Origin of the sequence: Sinorhizobium sp. M4_45, assembly GCF_002885915.1 — a bacterium.
Classification (GTDB): Bacteria; Pseudomonadota; Alphaproteobacteria; order Rhizobiales; family Rhizobiaceae; genus Sinorhizobium; species Sinorhizobium meliloti_A.
Genome location: NZ_NWVE01000001.1, coordinates 122,234 through 141,493, shown reverse-complemented (window position 1 = coordinate 141,493; position 19,260 = coordinate 122,234). Strand labels below are relative to the sequence as shown.

General features: G+C 63.0%; 22 protein-coding genes. 7 read left to right on the top strand and 15 right to left on the bottom strand.

Features of this window, described 5'->3' with window-relative positions:
• Positions 1-16 precede the first annotated feature (16 nt).
• The 6 genes from CN933_RS00680 to CN933_RS00655 all read left to right on the top strand — a co-directional run bounded on the left by CN933_RS00680 (position 17) and on the right by CN933_RS00655 (position 8,885).
• A complete protein-coding gene (locus CN933_RS00680) occupies positions 17-808 on the top strand; it encodes an ABC transporter ATP-binding protein (RefSeq protein WP_026168675.1) in 792 nt (263 codons plus the stop codon).
• Positions 809-877: 69 nt separating this feature from the next.
• Positions 878-1,762, top strand: a complete 885-nt coding sequence (locus CN933_RS00675; RefSeq protein ID WP_018095742.1) for an ABC transporter permease — start codon at positions 878-880, stop codon at positions 1,760-1,762.
• Entirely contained in the window at positions 1,759-2,628 is an 870-nt protein-coding gene (locus tag CN933_RS00670) for an ABC transporter permease (protein WP_018095743.1), read from the top strand. Before CN933_RS00675 ends, CN933_RS00670 begins: the two co-directional genes overlap by 4 nt.
• 156 nt (positions 2,629-2,784) lie before the next feature.
• Positions 2,785-3,777: an ABC transporter substrate-binding protein gene (locus CN933_RS00665; RefSeq protein ID WP_018095744.1), complete on the top strand. Its 993-nt coding sequence runs from the start codon at positions 2,785-2,787 to the stop codon at positions 3,775-3,777.
• A 593-nt stretch (positions 3,778-4,370) separates the two neighbouring features.
• Entirely contained in the window at positions 4,371-5,558 is a 1,188-nt protein-coding gene (locus CN933_RS00660; protein ID WP_018095745.1) for an efflux RND transporter periplasmic adaptor subunit, read from the top strand.
• Positions 5,559-5,573: 15 nt separating this feature from the next.
• On the top strand, positions 5,574-8,885 hold the full coding sequence (locus CN933_RS00655; protein WP_102761190.1) for an efflux RND transporter permease subunit: 3,312 nt from the start codon (positions 5,574-5,576) through the stop codon (positions 8,883-8,885).
• A 27-nt stretch (positions 8,886-8,912) separates the two neighbouring features.
• Here CN933_RS00655 and ureG read toward each other — a convergent pair whose 3' ends face one another.
• From ureG to CN933_RS00590, 13 genes are all read right to left on the bottom strand, one after another.
• Positions 8,913-9,524, bottom strand: a complete 612-nt coding sequence (gene ureG, locus CN933_RS00650) for an urease accessory protein UreG (RefSeq protein WP_018095747.1) — start codon at positions 9,522-9,524, stop codon at positions 8,913-8,915.
• A 35-nt stretch (positions 9,525-9,559) separates the two neighbouring features.
• On the bottom strand, positions 9,560-10,231 hold the full coding sequence (locus CN933_RS00645) for an urease accessory protein UreF (RefSeq protein ID WP_018095748.1): 672 nt from the start codon (positions 10,229-10,231) through the stop codon (positions 9,560-9,562).
• Entirely contained in the window at positions 10,224-10,688 is a 465-nt protein-coding gene (ureE, locus tag CN933_RS00640) for an urease accessory protein UreE (protein ID WP_018095749.1), read from the bottom strand. Before ureE ends, CN933_RS00645 begins: the two co-directional genes overlap by 8 nt.
• A gap of 1 nt (position 10,689) precedes the next feature.
• A complete protein-coding gene (locus CN933_RS00635; protein WP_018095750.1) occupies positions 10,690-11,046 on the bottom strand; it encodes a putative quinol monooxygenase in 357 nt (118 codons plus the stop codon).
• Between the two features lie 129 nt (positions 11,047-11,175).
• Complete coding sequence (locus CN933_RS00630; RefSeq protein WP_018095751.1) at positions 11,176-11,715, bottom strand: peroxiredoxin; 540 nt, start codon at positions 11,713-11,715, stop codon at positions 11,176-11,178.
• A gap of 166 nt (positions 11,716-11,881) precedes the next feature.
• On the bottom strand, positions 11,882-13,594 hold the full coding sequence (ureC, locus tag CN933_RS00625; protein ID WP_018095752.1) for an urease subunit alpha: 1,713 nt from the start codon (positions 13,592-13,594) through the stop codon (positions 11,882-11,884).
• A 3-nt stretch (positions 13,595-13,597) separates the two neighbouring features.
• Positions 13,598-14,248: a glycosyltransferase family 29 protein gene (locus CN933_RS00620; RefSeq protein ID WP_018095753.1), complete on the bottom strand. Its 651-nt coding sequence runs from the start codon at positions 14,246-14,248 to the stop codon at positions 13,598-13,600.
• 3 nt (positions 14,249-14,251) lie between these two features.
• Positions 14,252-14,671: a lysozyme inhibitor LprI family protein gene (locus tag CN933_RS00615; protein WP_018095754.1), complete on the bottom strand. Its 420-nt coding sequence runs from the start codon at positions 14,669-14,671 to the stop codon at positions 14,252-14,254.
• Complete coding sequence (locus tag CN933_RS00610) at positions 14,668-14,973, bottom strand: urease subunit beta (RefSeq protein WP_003525615.1); 306 nt, start codon at positions 14,971-14,973, stop codon at positions 14,668-14,670. The genes CN933_RS00615 and CN933_RS00610 overlap by 4 nt, the downstream gene beginning before the upstream one ends.
• A gap of 11 nt (positions 14,974-14,984) precedes the next feature.
• Positions 14,985-15,239, bottom strand: coding sequence for a DUF1272 domain-containing protein (locus CN933_RS00605; protein WP_018095755.1), 255 nt, complete (start codon positions 15,237-15,239; stop codon positions 14,985-14,987).
• Positions 15,240-15,251: 12 nt separating this feature from the next.
• On the bottom strand, positions 15,252-15,554 hold the full coding sequence (locus CN933_RS00600) for an urease subunit gamma (RefSeq protein ID WP_003525618.1): 303 nt from the start codon (positions 15,552-15,554) through the stop codon (positions 15,252-15,254).
• A gap of 28 nt (positions 15,555-15,582) precedes the next feature.
• Positions 15,583-16,416 (bottom strand): urease accessory protein UreD, encoded by an 834-nt coding sequence (locus CN933_RS00595; RefSeq protein ID WP_018095756.1) that lies wholly within the window; start codon positions 16,414-16,416, stop codon positions 15,583-15,585.
• A gap of 296 nt (positions 16,417-16,712) precedes the next feature.
• Complete coding sequence (locus CN933_RS00590; protein WP_018095757.1) at positions 16,713-17,708, bottom strand: alpha/beta fold hydrolase; 996 nt, start codon at positions 17,706-17,708, stop codon at positions 16,713-16,715.
• A gap of 180 nt (positions 17,709-17,888) precedes the next feature.
• Here CN933_RS00590 and CN933_RS00585 point away from each other — a divergent pair, with 180 nt between their 5' ends.
• Entirely contained in the window at positions 17,889-18,341 is a 453-nt protein-coding gene (locus CN933_RS00585; RefSeq protein ID WP_018095758.1) for a MarR family winged helix-turn-helix transcriptional regulator, read from the top strand.
• 69 nt (positions 18,342-18,410) lie between these two features.
• Here CN933_RS00585 and CN933_RS00580 read toward each other — a convergent pair whose 3' ends face one another.
• Both CN933_RS00580 and CN933_RS00575 read right to left on the bottom strand, forming a co-directional pair.
• Positions 18,411-18,911 (bottom strand): GNAT family N-acetyltransferase, encoded by a 501-nt coding sequence (locus tag CN933_RS00580; RefSeq protein ID WP_018095759.1) that lies wholly within the window; start codon positions 18,909-18,911, stop codon positions 18,411-18,413.
• A 6-nt stretch (positions 18,912-18,917) separates the two neighbouring features.
• Positions 18,918-19,217, bottom strand: a complete 300-nt coding sequence (locus CN933_RS00575; RefSeq protein ID WP_018095760.1) for a type II toxin-antitoxin system TacA family antitoxin — start codon at positions 19,215-19,217, stop codon at positions 18,918-18,920.
• Between the last annotated feature and the right edge of the window lie 43 nt (positions 19,218-19,260).

Below are 19,260 nucleotides of genomic sequence, written 5' to 3'. Positions count from 1 at the left end.
TAATGAGAATTTGTCCATGACATCCAATCCCGCCTCCGTGGTCTCGGCCCGGAACCTCGGCCTGACGTTCGAGACCAGCGACGGTCCGGTCAATGCACTCACCGGCGTGAATCTCGACGTGGTCAAGGGCGACTTCGTCTCCTTCATCGGCCCATCCGGCTGCGGCAAGACGACGTTTCTGCGCGTCATCGCCGATCTCGAAAAGGCCACGGCCGGCACCATTTCCGTCAACGGCATGACGCCGGAGGAGGCCCGCCGGCAGCGCGCCTATGGCTATGTCTTCCAGGCGGCCGCCCTTTATCCCTGGCGCACGATCGAAAAGAACATCGCGCTGCCGCTGGAGATCATGGGCTACTCCAGCGAGGACCGGAAGGCGCGGATCGAGCGGACGCTGGAACTCGTCAACCTCTCGGGCTTCGGAAAGAAATATCCCTGGCAGCTCTCCGGCGGCATGCAGCAGCGCGCGTCGATTGCCCGGGCGCTGGCCTTCGATGCCGATCTCCTGCTGATGGACGAGCCCTTCGGGGCGCTCGACGAGATCGTCCGCGACCATTTGAACGAACAACTCCTCAAACTCTGGGCGCGCACCAACAAGACAATCTGTTTCGTCACGCACTCCATTCCGGAGGCGGTCTACCTCTCGACCAAGATCATCGTCATGAGCCCCCGCCCGGGCCGCGTCACGGACGTCATCGAATCGACGCTGCCGAGGGAACGGCCGCTCGGCATTCGGGAGACGCCGGAATTCCTCGAGATCGCGCATCGCGTGCGCGAGGGCTTGAGAGCGGGGCACAGCTATGACGAGTAGACGCCGGGCGGAGATGACCCATCCCCGACCCCTCCCCACAAGGACGACGACTGGCGGGAGAGCGTGACCATGCGCGAGGAGAGCTTCCTTAAGGACAAACTGCTTCCCGTCTCCACGGTCGTTTTCCTGTTGATCGCCGGCTGGTACGTCGCAGCGGTTTTCCTGAACGCACCTTTTGAAAGAGATACCGCCGCGCGTGCCGGCACCGAGATCGGCTTTTCCGAAATCCTCCGCAATACCATGGCCCAGGAACGCCCGGTGCTGCCCGCTCCGCACCAGGTGGTCGCCGAAATCTGGGATACGACTGCCAATAAGGCCATCACCTCGAAGCGCAGCCTCGTCTATCATGCCTGGATCACGCTTTCGGCCACTTTGCTCGGCTTCGGCATCGGCACGGTGCTCGGCGTGCTGCTGGCTGTCGGTATCGTCCACAACCGCGCAATGGACCGATCGCTCATGCCCTGGGTGATCGCCAGTCAGACCATCCCGATCCTGGCGATCGCGCCGATGATCATCGTCGTGCTCAACGCCATCGGGATTTCCGGCCTGCTTCCGAAGGCGCTGATTTCCACCTATCTTTCGTTCTTCCCGGTGGTCGTCGGCATGGTCAAGGGACTGCGCAGCCCCGAAACGATCCAGCTCGACCTGATGCACACCTATAACGCCTCGCCCGCCCAGACCTTCTGGAAGCTGCGCTGGCCTTCGTCCATGCCCTATCTCTTCACCTCGCTGAAGGTTGCCGTCGCGATCTCGCTCGTCGGCGCCATCGTCGGCGAGCTGCCGACCGGCGCAGTCGCCGGGCTCGGCGCACGCCTGCTCGCCGGGTCCTATTACGGACAGACCGTACAGATCTGGGCGGCGCTGTTCATGGCTGCGGCCCTCGCCGCGGTCCTCGTCATGATCGTTGGCCTGGCGCATACGGCCGTCCTGAAGCGCATGGGGGCAAGACCATGAGTATTGCCGCTCTCGCCGGCGCCATCCTCTTCTGGCTCGCTGCCTGGGCCTTCAACGAATGGCTGGTCCGGCAGCAGTTCGCAAGCGACGCCGCAAACAATGCGGCACGTCTTGCCGTGCCTCTCCTCTTCGGCATCACCATACTCGTCCTCTGGGAAGGCATCGTCCGCGGTTTCGCCGTCCCCTCGGTGCTGTTGCCCGCCCCGTCGATGATCTGGCAGCGGCTGATCAACTCGCTGCCGACACTCGCGGCCGATTTCCGGCAGACCTTCCTGAAGTCCGTGCTGACCGGCTACGCGCTCGGCTGCGGCCTCGGCTTCGTCGTCGCAATCCTCATCGACCGTTCGCCCTTCCTGCAGAAAGGGCTGCTGCCGCTCGGCAATTTCGTCTCCGCCCTCCCCGTCATCGGTGTCGCCCCGATCATGGTCATGTGGTTCGGCTTCGACTGGCAGTCGAAAGTGGCGGTCGTCGTCATCATGACCTTCTTCCCGATGCTGGTGAACACGGTTTCGGGCCTTGCAGCCGCCAGCCACATGGAGCGCGATCTGATGCGCACCTATGCCGCATCCTGGTGGCAGACACTCGTCAAGCTCCGCTTGCCGGCCGCCTGGCCTTTTATTTTCAACGCTCTCAAGATTAACTCCACGCTGGCGCTGATCGGTGCGATCGTGGCCGAATTCTTCGGAACGCCCATTGTCGGCATGGGTTTCCGGATCTCCACGGAAGTGGGTCGCATGAACGTCGACATGGTCTGGGCCGAAATCGCCGTAGCGGCGGTGGCTGGCTCCGTCTTCTACGGGGTGGTCGCGCTCATCGAGCGCGCGGTCACGTTCTGGCATCCGTCCATCCGCAGTGGGCGAGCCTAGAGCACTTCCAGGAAAAGTGTGTAACGGTTTTCCGTCCGGAAGTGCGTTGGACCAAAGGGTTGGAGCATTTCCGGGAAAATACGTAATGGCCTTCCCGGCCGAAATGCGTAGTTTCAAAGTGTTAGGACGACAAGGCAACGATAAGAGGGAACTGAAATGAACAAGAAACTTGGAATTCTGCTGGCAGCGGGCGTCTTTTCGCTTGCCGCTTTCCACGCCAATGCCGCCGAAAAGGTCACGCTGCAGCTGAAGTGGGTGACCCAGGCGCAGTTCGCCGGCTACTACGTGGCGAAGGACAAGGGCTTTTACGAGGAAGAGGGCCTCGACGTCGAAATCAAGCCCGGCGGACCGGATATCGCTCCGGCGCAGGTGATCGCCGGCGGCGGCGCCGACGTCATCGTCGACTGGATGCCATCCGCCCTCGCCACGCGCGAAAAGGGCGTGCCGCTCGTCAATATCGCCCAGCCCTTCAAGACATCGGGCATGATGCTCACCTGTCTGAAGGAATCCGGAGTAAAGGGTCCCGAAGACTTCAAGGGCAAGACCCTCGGCGTTTGGTTCTTCGGCAACGAATATCCGTTCCTCTCCTGGATGTCGCATCTGAAGATCCCGACGGATGGCGGACCGGACGGCGTGACCGTGCTGAAGCAGGGGTTCAACGTCGATCCGCTGATTCAGAAGCAGGCCGCCTGCATCTCCACCATGACCTACAACGAATACTGGCAGGTCATCGATGCCGGCATCAAGCCGGAGGATCTGGTCACCTTCAAATACGAGGACCAGGGCGTCGCCACGCTCGAAGACGGCCTCTACGTGCTCGAGGACAAGCTCAAGGACGAGGCCTTCAAGGACAAGATGGTGAAGTTCGTCCGCGCCTCGATGAAGGGCTGGAAATATGCCGAGGAGAATCCGGACGAGGCGGCCGATATCGTGCTCGAGAACGACTCCACCGGCGCGCAGACGGAAAAGCACCAGAAGCGCATGATGGGCGAAGTCGCCAAGCTGACTGCAGGATCCGACGGCGCGCTCGACGAGGCGGATTACCAGCGCACCGTCCAGTCGCTGCTGGCCGGCGGCTCCGACCCGGTCATTTCCAAGGAGCCGGAAGGCGCCTGGACCCACGAGATCACGGACGCGGCGCTTAAATAAGGCGCCGCATGACGATCAGGAGCGCGTGGCACTCGCCGCGCGCTCCTTATGCGAAGGCGTGCCGCTTGCCGCGAACTCGCACCCCGTGGTCAAAGGTCGCAGCGTTACTCCCGGAGAAGCGCACCGATCAGCGCCCGCCCGCGCACAAAGGCTCGATTCCAATGGCTTAGCGTGGAGGGTTCGCTGTCAAACGGCGAAAATCTCGCACCACGCTGTGGTTGTTAAGACTACCTTCAGGTTGCACCCGTATTGCATCCGAAGACGCATGACAGTAGAAATAGTGAGGCACCATTGCTTCGCCGCTCTTGTAAGCATTTGCTCCGGCGATTACATAGGCCGGAACGTTTGACTGGAGGGCAAGCGAATGGAGGAATCTTTATTTCTTTAGGATTGCCCATCAGGGAATTTTCTTCCCATCCGGTGCCTGTGGCTTGAAACCGCTGCCCGGGCAGCGATTCAAAATGCTGCAGCGGTCCTTGCGCGTCCGAAAAGACGCGCGGCGCTGTAGGTGAAATAGCGTGATTGCGGCCGGATATTCGCCCCTGCGCGGGCGTGATCGGGCACGTGTGCTTCAGCTTCGGGAAAACAGGCCTATGGCTCAGAAACTCCTGCCTCTCATCGGCGCTTGTGCAGCGATGCTCCTGTCCGCGCTTGTGAGCGCTTCCGCCGAAGAGGCCGCCAAGCCGCCGCAAAAACAGGCACCGCCCTCCATCGTCGTGACCGAAGCGACGAAGCGTGCGATCACCGACCGCGTCATCGCCACCGGTTCCATCGAGGCGGTGGAGGAGATCTATGTCTCTCCCCTGGTGGATGGCCTCGCCATACGGTCGCTCAATGTCGACGTCGGTGACCGGGTGGAAAAAGGCAGCACGCTGGCCACCCTCAACCAGGACGCCCTGCTTCTGCAAAGAAGTCAGCTCGAAGCCAACCTCGCCAAGGCCGAGGCATCGCTCGCCCAGTTGCACGCCCAGCTTGCCGAAGTGACGGCCAATTCGGAAGAGGCGACGCGTGTCGCGAACCGTGCTGTGCAGCTGTCGGAAAACGGTACCGTCTCGACTGCCGAGGCCGACCGCTTGAAAGCGCTTGCCGCAGCGGGCCGCGCACGCGTCCGCTCGGCGGAGCAGTCGGTGAGCGTCGCAACGGCAGATATCAAGGTGGTGCAGGCCCAGATTGACGACGTCGACCTGCGTCTCGCGCGGACCGCCGTGAAGGCGCCGGTCAGCGGCGTCGTCTCGCGAAAGAACGCCAAGGTCGGTGCGATCGCCAGCGGCAGCGGCGAGCCGCTGTTCGCGATCATTCGCGACGGCGAAATCGAGATGTGGGCCGATGTCGCCGAGTCCGATGTGATCAAGCTTGCCGTGGGGCAGACCGCAACAGTCAAGCTTGCCGGCAGCACCACCACGATCGAGGGGAAGATCCGCCTGATCGCCCCTACGGTCGACCCGCAGACGCGCCTCGGCACGGTGCGTATCAGCCTGACCGACGCATCCAAGGCGCGCGCGGGCATGTATGCCAGCGCCGTGATAGTGGCGGAGCAGAAGGAAACGGTGGTTTTGCCGCAAACGGCCGTTACATCGGAAGACGGCAAATCCATCGTCCGCAAGGTAGAAGACGGCGTCGTGCGCCTGGTACCTGTCGAAACGGGCATCCAGGACGGACAATTCATCGAGATACTCTCCGGCATCGAACCGGGTGAACAGGCGGTGGCGAAGGCCGGTGCCTATGTGCGCGATGGCGACCGCATCAATCCGGTCGAATCCGCCGAGCCGGCAACCAACTGACGGGAACATGAGACCATGAATTTCTCCGCCTGGTCTATCCGCAATCCGGTCGCGCCCATCCTGGCGTTTTTCGTGCTCGTGGTGCTCGGGTGGCAGTCGTTCAATTCGCTGCCCATCACCCGCTTCCCGAACATCGACGTGCCGATCGTTTCGATCGCCGTCACGCAGAGCGGTGCGGCGCCCGCCGAACTGGAAACCCAGGTCACCAAGGAGATCGAGGACGCGGTCGCCGGCGTCTCCGGCGTCGACCATATCGAGTCGACGATCACCGACGGCATTTCGACGACCGCCGTCATCTTCCGCATGGAAGTCCCGACAACGCAGGCCGTGCAGGATGTCAAGGATGCCATCGATCGCATCCGCAGCGATCTTCCGACCTCGATCGAAGAGCCGATCGTTTCCAAGGTCGACGTGGAAGGCCAGGCGATCCAGACATTTTCCGTCTCGTCGCCGGGCATGACGCTGGAAGAGCTCTCCTGGTTCGTCGACGACACGATCAAGCGCGCCATCCAGGGCCAGACCGGCATCGGCCGTGTCGACCGCTACGGCGGCTCCGACCGCGAAGTCCGGGTCGAGCTCGATGAGGACCGCCTGAATTCCTTTGGCATCAGCGCCGCCGACGTCAACGCCCAGCTTCGCCGGATGAACATGGACCTCGGTTCCGGCCGGGGCCAGGTCGGCGGCAGCGAACAGGCGATCCGCACATTGGGCGACACGCGCGACGTAACGGCGCTGGCGAATACGATGATCTCGCTGCCGAACGGCCGCTTCGTCCGTCTGTCGGAACTCGGCAACGTTATCGACACCTATGAGGAGCCGAAGTCGTTCTCCCGCTTCAACGGGCAGCCCGGCGTCACCTTCGCCGTGTTCCGCGCCAAGGGGGCGAGCGAAGTGTCGGTCGCGGAAACCGTCGGCAAGACGCTCGATGAAATCCGGGCAAAGCACCCGGACGTTTCCATCGAGATGGTGGACGATTCGGTCTACTTCACCTACGGCAATTACGAGGCGGCGATTCATACGCTGATCGAGGGCGCGCTGCTCGCCGTCATCGTCGTGATGCTGTTCCTGCGCAATTGGCGCGCGACCTTGATTTCGGCGGTCGCACTGCCGCTCTCGGCGATCCCCACCTTCTGGGTGATGGAACTGCTCGGTTTCTCGCTGAACCTCGTCAGCTTCCTGGCGATGACGCTCGCGACGGGTATTCTCGTCGACGATGCGATCGTGGAGATCGAGAACATCGAGCGTCATATCCGGATGGGCAAGTCGCCTTACCGCGCAGCGATCGAGGCTGCGGACGAGATCGGCTTTGCGGTGATCGCCACCACCTTCACGATCATCGCCGTCTTCGTGCCCGTGTCCTTCATGCCGGGCATTCCGGGACAGTACTTCATCCAGTTCGGCCTGACGGTCGCCGTCTCGGTGTTCTTCTCGCTCCTGGTCGCCCGCCTGATCACGCCGGTCATGGCGGCCTATCTGATGAAGCCTTCGGATGCCGGCGGGCATCATGATGATGAAGGCTTCATGATGCGCCAGTACACGCGCCTCGTACGCTTCACCACGAAACGCTGGTACACGCGCTACTCCACGCTGCTCGTCGCCATCCTGCTCTCGGTCGGTTCGGTGGTCGCGCTGCTCGTCTTCGTCCCGGGCAGCTTCCTGCCGCCGGAAGACAGCTCGCGCGTAAGCCTGTCGATCGAACTGCCGCCGGACGCAATGCTCGCGGACACGGACCGGACCACCACCGAGATCTACAATCGCGTCAAGGATATCGACGGCGTGGAAAACGTCTTCGTGCTCGGCGGCGCCTCGCCCAAGGGCGACCTCGAGCTGCGACGCGCTGCCGTCACGGTGCTGCTCGAGAAGCTCGATCATTCGCTGATCAACAAGGTCGTCAACGACGTGATCGGCCGCACGCCGCTGATCGGCGAATACCTGCCGAAGCTGCCCCCGGCCGGGCGGATCAAGCCGCAATCCGAGATCGAGAGGGAAATCTTCGCCCGATTGCGATCGATTCCCGATGTCCGCGTCACCAAGCTCAACGATCGCGGCGAACGTGACCTGTCGTTCAACCTGCTTTCCAACAACGAGGAGGATCTCGACAAGGCGGTCGCCACCCTGGAAGCGGATCTGCGCCGAGACCCGCTGCTTGCCAATGTCAGCCCCGAGGGCGCGCTGCCCCGACCGGAACTGCAGATCCGGCCCCGCGACGACCAGATGTCGCGCCTTGGCATTACGACGGCGCAGATCTCCGAGGTGATCCGCATCGCCACGATCGGCGATATCGACGCGCAGTTGGCGAAAATCGCGCTCGATGGGCGCCTGATCCCGATCCGGGTGCAGCTCGACCGTGATTTTCGCACCGACCTGGCGGCGATCCGCAACCTGAAGGTCCGGACGGCATCCGGAGCGACCGTGCCGCTGTCGAGCGTCGCGGACATCAATTATGCGGAAGGGCCGAGTTCCATCAAGCGCTACGACCGCTACCGCGTCGTCAAGCTCGGCGCCGATCTGCCCGCCGGCGTGGCGCTCGACACGGCATCGGCCCGCTTCAGGGAAATCGCCGCCGACGCCGATCTGCCTGCGACGGTCCAGTTCCTCGAAAGCGGCGATGCCGAGGTGCAGGCCGAGATGCAGGAGAGCTTCGGCAACGCCATGCTGCTGGGTCTGATGATGGTTCTGGTCGTACTCATCCTCCTGTTCAAGGATGTGATACAGCCTTTCACCATCCTGTTCTCGCTGCCGCTCGCGATCGGCGGCGTGGCAGCCGCCTTGATCCTCACTCAGAACGCGCTGTCCATGCCGGTGCTGATCGGTATCCTGATGCTGATGGGCATCGTCACCAAGAACGCCATCCTGCTCGTCGACTTCGGTATCGAGATGATGCATCACGGCATGGACCGGACGCTTGCCATGATCGAGGCGGGACGGAAGCGGGCCCGTCCGATTGTCATGACCTCGATCGCCATGTCTGCGGGCATGCTGCCCTCGGCCCTGGGCGTCGGCGAAGGCGGTTCCTTCCGTGCACCGATGGCGATCGCCGTCATCGGAGGCATCATCGTCTCGACCGTCCTGAGCCTCGTCGTGGTTCCGTCCTTCTTCCTGATCATGGACGACCTGTCGCGTCTCCTCGCCTGGGCTTTCGGCCGCTTCATCGGCCAGAAGGACGAGGAAGAACCGCCGCTCGACCAGGAGGCGCTGAGCAAGCTTGCCGCCGAACAGGGCAGCACGATCGAGAGCCTCGAAGCGCGCATCAAGGCGCTCGAAGACGAGAAGCGCCGCAAGTCCGACGGCAAGGTCATCAGCCATCCGGCGCTTGCCGCGGAATAGGACGAGAGCTGCGCGGGGGTGCTCTGCTCAGAGTCCCCCGTGCACCGTCAGGAACTCGACGATCCGCTCCACCCCGTCGCCGCGTTTCATATCCGAAAACACGAACGGCTTTTCGGCTCGCATCCGTGCCGCATCGCGTTTCATGACCCCGAGGTCGGCACCGACGTAAGGGGCGAGATCCTTCTTGTTGATCACCAGCAGATCGGACCTGGTGATCCCCGGCCCGCCCTTGCGCGGAATTTCCTCGCCCTGGCAGACCGAGATCACATAGATCGTAAGATCAGCGAGATCGGGCGAGAAGGTCGCTGCCAGATTGTCCCCTCCCGACTCGATGAAGACGACATCGAGATCGGGAATGCGGCGGTTGAGATCGGCAATCGCCTGAAGATTGATCGACGCATCCTCGCGGATCGCCGTATGGGGGCATCCGCCCGTCTCGACCCCGACGATCCGCTCCGAAGGCAAGGCCTGCATACGCACCAGCGCTTCGGCATCTTCCTTGGTATAGATGTCGTTGGTGACCACCGCGACGGAGTATTTCTCCCGCATGGCCTTGCAGAGCTTGTCGGTAAGTGCCGTCTTTCCGGACCCGACCGGGCCGCCGATACCGATGCGCAGAGGACCGTTTTTCGATGGCATCTCTTCTATCCTTTCGAAGTCTGTCCATCGTTCCGTTAAGTGCGGAACAACCGTGAATGCAAGATCTCGTGTCGCAGCGAGGCAATGTCGGCAATGATCGCCGCGGCGCCAAGATCATCGAGCGAGGCGAGCGCGGCGCGCGCTGCCGCCGCCCCTATCGTCTCCTCCATACGCGCAAGCATGCCGACCCCGTTGCGCTGGCCGGTAACGCCGCAGCGGATGGCCACCGACACCGCGTTCGATATGGTGGCGTTGAGAAAGGCGGCGAGCGCCGCTTCGAGGCCGGTACAGTGCGCTCCGGCGACCGCGCCGACCGCCACCGGATAGGCGGCTCTCCCGCCGGGGAATTTAAGCGCCGCGTGCGGCCAGTGGCCGGCGGCGGCCAGGAACGCCTCGCCGAGGAGCATGGTTTCCATGTGCCGCTCGCGCGATCCGGCAAGCGCCTCGGCCAGTTCCGATGCCGCAATCAACCGCGCGGCATCGTCATATGCACGGTAACCTTCCGCCAGAAGCAGCGCGTCGTTCCACGTCGTGCCGTGATCCAGGAGCGTTTCGCACCAGAGCCGCAAATCGTCGGCACCGGTGACAAGCCCGTCATGAATGGCTTGCTCCAGACCGCCGGAATAGGAGAAGGAGCCGACGGGAAAGGCGGGCGAGAGCCAGGTAACGAGACGCAGGAGCGACTGCGTATCGGCATTCTCAGCCATGACGGTGGTGATCGCCGTGACCGTGCTGGTGATAGGCGCCGTGCAGGGGATGAAAGGGCTCGATCACGTCATCGACGGTGGCGCCCAGGCCCTCCAGCATGGCGCGAATGACCGGGTCGCGGGCTATCAGAATCCGTCCCTCTTCTACCGCCGCCGGCAGGTGCCGGTTGCCGAGATGCCAGGCAAGCTCTATCAGATGCAGCGCGTTTCGCGCGCGGATGTCGTAAAGCGCCTCCGCTGCCGCCTTCACCTCTATATGGCCGCCTCCCTCGAGCACCAGGAGATCGCCATCGGCGAGCATCACGGGCTCCTTGAGATCCAGCATCACCACATCGTCGTTGTCGAGGTGCAGGAGCTTGCGGCGCAGATGGCGCTGCTCATGCGTCAGGGTCAGGCGATGGAGCGGCGCCCTCTCGCCCGGACCGGGCGAACGAACTTCGGTCGAGCGATAGGGCACGTCAGACCACCTCGATCTTTTCCGGATGCACGATCTCGACGCGGGCGCTCGCCAGCAGGCTTGCCGCCGCCGTCTGAAAGGCCTTCAGATGCGGTTCGGCGAAATGGGCATCGATAGCTGCCCTGTCCTTCCATGTTTCCACGAACACCAGCGCATCGGGATCCGTGGGCTTGCGATAGAGCTCATAGCTGACGCAACCGGCCTCTTTCAGCGTCGCCTGGATCAGCGGCTTCGTCAGCGCCACGATCTCGTCGCCCTTGCCCGCATGCGCCGTCAGATATGCGATAATGTAAACCATGAATTTCTGCATTCCCCTTGCCGGTGAAAGAGGAAACGTGCGCGGTTCGCGCCCCCACATCCGCTTCCTCTTGGAAGTCTTCACTGTAGCAAGAAAAAGCCCCGGCACCAGCAAGAAGGCGAAAATCCCGTGGATTTTCAGGAACCTGCTTGCGGCAGCCGGGGCTTTATCGATTCGGGAGAATCGGGATCAGGCGGCGAGCTTCTTGGATTTCAGCGCCGCGAGAATGTTCTGCGGCGAGGAGACACCGTAGGGATCGCTGTCGCAATTGTCGGAGTAGCCTTCCTCTTCGAACCACTGCTCGACAACGCCGTTGTTGATGACGGCGGCATAGCGCCAGGAGCGCATTCCGAAGCCGAGATTGTCCTTGGCGACGAGCATGCCCATCTTGCGGGTGAACTCGCCCGAACCGTCCGGAATGAGCTTGACGTTCTCGAGGCCCTGCGACTTGCCCCAGGCGTTCATCACGAAGGCGTCGTTGACGGAGACGCAGTAGATCTCGTCGATCCCGAGACCCCGGAATTCGGAGGTGAGCTTTTCGAAGTCCGGCAGCTGGTAGGTCGAGCAGGTCGGGGTGAAAGCACCCGGGAGCGAAAACAGCACGACGCGCTTGCCGGCGAAATAGTCGTCCGAGGTAACGTCCTGCCAGCGGAACGGATTGGAACCGCCGACGGACTCGTCGCGGACGCGGGTGCGGAAGGTTACAGCGGGAACTTTTCTGCCGAGCATCATCATCTCCTAAGAACTGGCTGCCGGCGGCGCTGTCTTGGGAGGACAGGCGCACCGGCGAAATCGAGTGCCCTTCCTAGCGAAATTTCCGCTGCAGTGCAGCATCAAAGCGACGGTTCGAGGCCTCCCGCATGGCAGCCATGCGGCCGATGCATGGCTGTTCGGCTCAGAAGAGGAAATAGCGCTGCGCCATCGGCAGCACCGTCGCCGGCTCGCAGGTCAGGAGCTCGCCGTCGGCGCGGACCTCGTAGGTTTCCGGGTCTACCTCGATATGCGGCGTCAGGCTGTTGTGGATCATCGACGCCTTGCCGATGCCGCCGCGGGTGTTCTGGACGGCGACGAGCTCCTTGGCGACGCCGAGCCTGCCGGCAAGCCCGGCATCGAGCGACGCCTGCGAGACGAAGGTGACCGAGGAGTTGGTCCGGCTCTTTCCATAGGCGCCGAACATCGGCCGGTAGTGGACCGGCTGCGGCGTGGGGATGGAGGCGTTCGGGTCGCCCATGGGTGCTGCTGCGATCGTGCCGCCGAGGAGCACCATGTCGGGTTTCACGCCGAAGAAGGCCGGATTCCAGAGGACCAGATCGGCGCGCTTGCCGACCTCGAGCGAGCCGATCTCATGGCTGAGGCCGTGCGCGATCGCCGGGTTGATCGTGTATTTGGCGATATAGCGCTTGACGCGGAAATTGTCATTGTCGCCGGTCTCCTCCTGGAGCCGTCCGCGCTGGCGCTTCATCTTGTCGGCGGTCTGCCAGGTGCGGATCGCCACCTCGCCGACACGCCCCATCGCCTGGCTGTCGGAGGAAATGATCGAGAAGGCGCCGATATCGTGGAGGATATCCTCCGCCGCGATCGTCTCCCTGCGGATGCGGCTTTCGGCGAAGGCGATGTCTTCCGGAATGCTGGGCGACAGGTGATGGCAGACCATCAGCATGTCGAGATGTTCCGCAAGCGTGTTCACCGTATAGGGCCGCGTCGGATTGGTGGAGGACGGGATGACGTTCGGCTGGCCGCAGATCCTGATGATATCGGGCGCATGCCCGCCACCGGCGCCTTCCGTGTGATAGGCATGGATCGTCCGGCCCTTGATCGCCGCGATCGTATCCTCGACGAATCCGCTTTCGTTGAGGGTGTCGGTATGGATCATAACCTGCACGTCGTATTCATCGGCCACGGAGAGGCAGCAGTCGATGGCGGCCGGCGTCGTGCCCCAATCCTCGTGCAGTTTCAGCGAAGTCGCGCCGCCGAGTACCATTTCAACGAGCGCTCCAGGCAGCGACGCGTTGCCCTTGCCCGCAAAGGCGAGATTCATCGGAAACGCATCGGCCGCTTCGATCATGCGGGCGATGTGCCAGGGTCCGGGCGTGCAGGTCGTGGCGAGCGTACCGTGCGCCGGTCCCGTCCCGCCGCCGAGCATGCATGTCAGGCCGCTCATCAGCGCCTCTTCGATCTGCTGCGGACAGATGAAGTGTATATGGCTATCCATGCCCCCGGCCGTGACGATCTTGCCCTCGCCGGCGATAACCTCCGTGCCCGGACCGACGATAATGGTGACGCCCGGCTGCGTGTCCGGATTGCCGGCCTTGCCGATTGCCGCGATCCGCCCGTCCTTCAGCCCGATATCCGCCTTCACGATTCCCCAATGATCGAGGATCAGCGCATTGGTGATCACCGTGTCGACCGCGCCGCCTTCGCGCGTCACCTGGCTCTGGCCCATGCCGTCGCGGATGACCTTGCCGCCCCCGAACTTCACCTCCTCGCCATGCGTGGTGAAGTCCTTTTCGACCTCGATGAAGAGCTCGGTGTCGGCGAGGCGCACCTTGTCGCCTACGGTCGGACCGAACATGTTGGCATAGGCCGCGCGCGACATTCTGTAGGACATGGTTCAGGCTCCCTGGGGCAAATCTGAAGAGACAAATGGATGAAGCCTGCGAAGCCGCCCTTGCGCTGCGAGCGCATCGACATAGCGGCGCTCGGCGGCAAACGGGTGCCACTGCCAGCCGATATGGCCGAAGCCGGCAAGCACCACATCGTCGCCGGCTGCGGCAAAGCTCGACACGATGTCGGAAATGACCACCAAGCCGCTCGACGGCGCGACATAAGGCGACGGCGCGAAGCGGGCGAGATCGCGCTCAAGCCGGTCATGCGTCTCGGCCGCGATGACCCGGTGCTTGCGTGCCGTAGCCCGCGCGAAGCTCTCGAAGCCGGCCGTATAGTCGTCGCAGAAATCGTCGAGATCCGGATGTGTCTCGGCAAGTGCTGCCCGCATCGCGGCGAACCTGGCTCCGGCGCGGACGCTCCATAGCTCGCGTGCCTGCCGGACCGGCTCGCTCGTCTTCCAGCGCCCGCCGGCAAGCATTGACAGTGCCGGGCGGCCGGTGTTGCAGACGGCGATGATATCGGTCCTGCTGCCGCCCTTCCCGACCGAGCGGCAATCGTTGAAACGGATCACCAGATCGGCTGCATCGATCGTCGCGGCAGCGCCCTCGGGCACGTCACCATTGCCAACGATCATGATGACGCGGCCGCTTTGCAATGATCAATTCTCCGAAGATTCCATGAGTTTCTTGAGCTCGGCCGTGCGCTTGCGTGTCAGCTCTGCGAGGCAACCGGAGATCAGCATGGGCTCCATCGAGCCGCCCCTCGCCTCGAACCCGGCGAGTTCGCATTGGCCGTCGCGATAGCCGATCCAGGCGCGCTGGGCTTTTTTCAGTGCCTCGAGCGCTCCGACGTAAGCCGCGTCGATGCCGCCAAGCTCCTTGTCGGTCGCCTGCATGGCCGCGACCGCAAGGCGGTAGGTCTTGTTCAGCTCCGCATCCGCCGCCCGGTAGTCCTGATCGGCGCATATGTTGAGATCCATCTGGGTCACGGCCTTCCCGCAATCCGGCTCGGGCTGTTGCGCATAGGCGGAAGCCGTGCAGCACAACAACAGGCTCAAAGCAGCACCGGCCGCTCTCATAGCTTCCCCATGACCTGCTGGCGGAAGCCGAAAACCTCGCGCTTTCCCGAAAGCGGGATGAGCGTCACCTGCCGTGTCTGTCCAGGCTCGAAGCGGACGGCCGTACCCGCAGGGATGTCGAGCCGCTTGCCGCGCGCGGCGTCACGGTCGAAGATCAGGCCCGGATTGGTCTCGGCGAAGTGATAATGGCTGCCGACCTGCACCGGTCGGTCCCCGGAGTTGGCAACCTCGATGCTGACGGTTTCGAGGCCCGCATTCAACTCGATCTCACCGGCGGCGGCGATAATCTCACCTGGAATCATGATCCTTCCCCTCAGACGGCTCGTTCGGGCGCACAGCCTTCGGGCTTCAAGACGCGCTCCGTCGATGCCGGATATTTCTTCAGCATTGCCACAGGCCGCACCGGGCGCCGGACCAGTTCGCCTCCGCAATTCGGGCAAGTCCCGCCAAGCTTCGTTTCCGCACAGCCGGCGCAAAAAGTACACTCGAAGGTGCAGATCATCGCATGGCCGCTATCGGGTGGCAGGTCTCGATTGCAGCATTCGCAGTTTGGACGCAGGCTGAGCATGGTGCCTCCTCGCTAGCGGATAGGCTCGTGGACGGTGACGAGCTTCGTCCCGTCGGGAAAAGTCGCCTCGACCTGGATGTCGTGGATCATCTCCGCAATGCCCTCCATCACCTGATCGCGGGTAAGAACATGGGCGCCCGCCTCCATCAGCTCGGCGACGGAACGGCCGTCTCTCGCGCCTTCCACGACGAAGTCGGTGATGAGGGCGATTGCCTCGGGATGATTGAGCTTCACGCCCCGCTCGAGCCGCCGCCGCGCGACCATCGCCGCCATGGAAATCAACAGCTTGTCTTTTTCGCGCGGAGTGAGATTCATGCGTCGCCGTCCAGATCGATTGCAGGGATCAGAGAGTCCAGACTTTCGGCACTGACGCGTCTTTACGCAAGTGCGAAATGAGCGGGATCAGGATTTTTCTGAGCGCGAACCCATCGGCCGCAGCAAGGCGGGCGACGATCTTGTCCCGACCGCCGATTTGGTAATGGCTGACGCCGGACAGGGCATGTCCCGCGAGCGCCAAACGCATTCTGGAAAGCTGCGACTCGCAATCCGGCGCGGCATAGACGAGGGTCGCGAAGGCGGAAGCGCCGTCGAGGACCGCTCGCCGCGATGCAAGCGCCGCGACGTCGCCGGCCAAGGCGAGGTTCTCCGCGTGAATCAGCCTGCCGCCGCTTCGAATTCGCCAATTGTCGCGGAAGAGGCCGGCGCGCACCTCCTCGCCCATGGCCTTGCGGCCGATCAGAACTGCCTCCACCGCGAGAAAGGATGCGTCGGCGGCGAGGTCGACCTCCAGGCTCCGCGACAGGGCCGACCGATCGAACAGAATCGTCTCCTGCGGCAGCCAGTCGACGTGAGCGCCGGCGGCGACCGCTATGCGCGTCGCAATCTCGGCCGTGCCGGTGCTTGCCTTGTAGATCTTCTCGCAGGCCTGAGTCGTCAGCGTGAGTTTCGTGCCTTCTCCCGCCCTGAAATCCCAGGAAAGCCGGTCACCGCCCGTCACGCCGCCCGATGAATTGATGAGCACGGCCTCCATCGAGGCATCGAAGGTTCTGGGCAGACGGATCTTGGCGCAGCCTTCCTGGTAGAGCTCGGCGATGCGCGTGCGTCCGCCTTCGGCCTTGGCGACGAGCCGCCCCTCTCCTCTCGCCCGCTGCGGTGCGATGATCGCTGCCGTTTCCATGGACGTTCGCCGAAGCTCCCCTGGGGACGGGTTTTCGCCCGAACCGCGTTGCAGAAGTCAAACCATTGTTACACAGGAAGAGCCGAAGCCTCGCAAAAGCGAGAGACCGACGCGTCTCAACCCCGCTCCACGGCCTGTGGCCAGCGGCGAGTGATAAGAATGCGCGGCTTGGCGGTCATCATATGTCTCCCGGAATGCTTCCGGATAGTGCATGAAATCGAGCCGATGGGTAGCCGGTCGGATACAAAAAGGGCACCCGAGGGTGCCCTTTTCAGCTGCTTTGCAATCCCGCTGGCTCAGGACCTTGCGAAGTCGAGCAGGTCCTTGTTGAGCTGGTCCTTGTGGGTATCCGTGATGCCGTGCGGCGCACCCGGATAGACCTTCAACTCGGCGTGAGGCACCAGCTTCTTGGAGGCACGGGCGGCAGCATCGATCGGCACGACCTGGTCGTCGTCGCCGTGGATGATGAGCGTCGGCACGTCGAATTTCTTCAAGTCTTCCGTGAAATCCGTCTGCGAAAAGGCGACGATGGAGTCATAGGCGTTCTTGTGACCGGCCGTCATGCCCTGCAGCCAGAAGCTGTCGATCATGCCCTGTGAAGGTTTCGCGCCGGGCCGGTTGAAGCCGAAGAACGGGCCCGAGGCGATGTCCCGGTAAAGCTGCGAGCGATCGGCGAGGCTGGCGGCCTGCAGGCCATCGAAGACCTCCTTCGGCAGACCGCCGGGGTTGTCGTCGGTCTTGACCATCAAGGGCGGCACTGCCGAGATCAGTCCTGCCTTGGCGACGCGGGCGGTCCCGTGGCGTCCGATATAGCGGGCGACTTCGCCGCCGCCGGTCGAGAAGCCGGCAAGGAAGATGTCCTTGAGGTCCAGCGTTTCGATCAGATCGGCGAGATCGTCGGCATAATGATCCATGTCGTTGCCGTCCCATGGCTGGCTCGAGCGGCCGTGGCCGCGGCGGTCATGGGTGACGACCCGAAAGCCGTTACTGGCGAGATAGAAGGCCTGTGCCTCCCAGCTATCCGACGAAAGCGGCCAGCCATGGCTGAGGACGACCACCGGTCCGTCCTTCGGACCCCAGTCCTTGTAGTAGATCTCGACGCCATCACGCGTGTTGATCCTGCTGCCGCTTACTCTCGTGGCCACCGCACCGGCTTGCGGCTCGGCGCCACCGGCGACGGCCGGGCTGGCGGCCGAGAGTGCGGCCGCGGCGGTGGCGGCGCCGATTGCGCCTGTCAGAATTTCTCTGCGGGAGACGTCGTTCGTGGCTGTCTTCGCCTGAGCCTTGGTCATTGGAAATGCTCCTTTCCCTGAAATCCGATCAAAATTCACATCCGATCATCGCCGCGCGATTTATATCGGCAACAATTAAATCGTGCACGATATTTATCGCGGACTGCGGCAGACGTCAATACCTTGCGATTATATCGCGAACGATTTATTATAGTCGGAAAGATAATCGGGACCGGAGCGATGGCAAAGGCAAACCTCCCTCCTTCGGAGGAACTCATGAAGCTCGACAACTTCCTGTGCTTTGCGATCTACTCCGCAAATCACGCCTTCACGCGTGTCTACAAGCCGCTCCTCGACGAGCTCGACCTGACCTACCCGCAATACCTCGTGATGGTGGCTCTTTGGGAAAAGGACGACCAGACCGTCGGCAGTCTGGGCGAGAAGCTGTTCCTGGAGTCGAGCACGCTCACTCCCATGCTGAAGCGGCTGGAAGCCATGGGCTACATTTTGCGCACCCGCGACAAGGCCGATGAGCGGCAAGTGCGCGTGCGCCTGACCGAGACCGGCCGCGCGCTCCGGGAGAAAGCAAGTCGGGTCCCGATCGGCATTGCCGATGCGACGGGAATGGAGCCGGCAGAGGTCGCCCGGCTGAAACAAGAGATCGCGGCTCTCCGGGCATCGCTGCTGCGATAAAGTGCATCATTGAAGGAAGCGTCGGCGCTCGAACACCAGCGCTAGGCCGATAACACCAAGAACGAGTAGTCACCGCTCGGCGAAGGAGGCAGCGATGGCGCTGATGGATCGGAACAGGACGAAGGGATCTTCCTTCGAGGGCGTGAAACCACGCCTCTGCCAGAACAGCGAAGCCTCGACGTCAATCGCATTAACCATCACTGCGCGGCCGCCGATAAGGCCGGCCGCCCGGACGCAGCGTTGTAGCGCGTGCTTCGCCAAACCCGTTCCGATACCCAAGCCTGTCCACTGAGCGTCGGTGGCGAGTTGGCCGAGAAGGAGGCAGGGAACGGGATCAGGTGGCTGGCCAGTGCGGATCGAACGCGGAAGGACCGACGGCACGACCGCCGTGGGCGCCAGACCGTAGTAGCCGACGACACGGCCTTCCTCATGCACCACGAGAACGGCAGTGAACCCCCTCTCCTGATTGGTCAGGGCGCGCGTTTTCAGCCAGTGATCGAGCGACGGCTTGCCACACGAGAATTGCGAGACATCGTGCGCTGCGGAGAGCGGCTCGGGAACGGATAGCACCGGGTATTACCGTCTCGGAACGTAGCCAGGCTCCCATGGAGCAGGCCGTTTGGCCAGCTCGACCATCTCGGGAACAGGTTCGGCCGGAGCGGACAGGGCCTCCATGAAGGCGGCAAAACTGTCGGGGCTCATCCGGATCGGGCTTTGCTCCATGACCACTTCCTCGGCCGCGCGCACCGCCGCATCGCGCACGAATTCGGTGCGCGAGCGTCCCCGCAGGCTGGCAGCGCGATCAATCATCGCCACGTCTGCTTCGGGCAGGCGCATCGAGATGGGATATTCCTTGCGTTCCGCTGTGCTGGCCATCATTCGTCTCCTTCGGGGGAATATAGGGGTTTGTATCGCATAC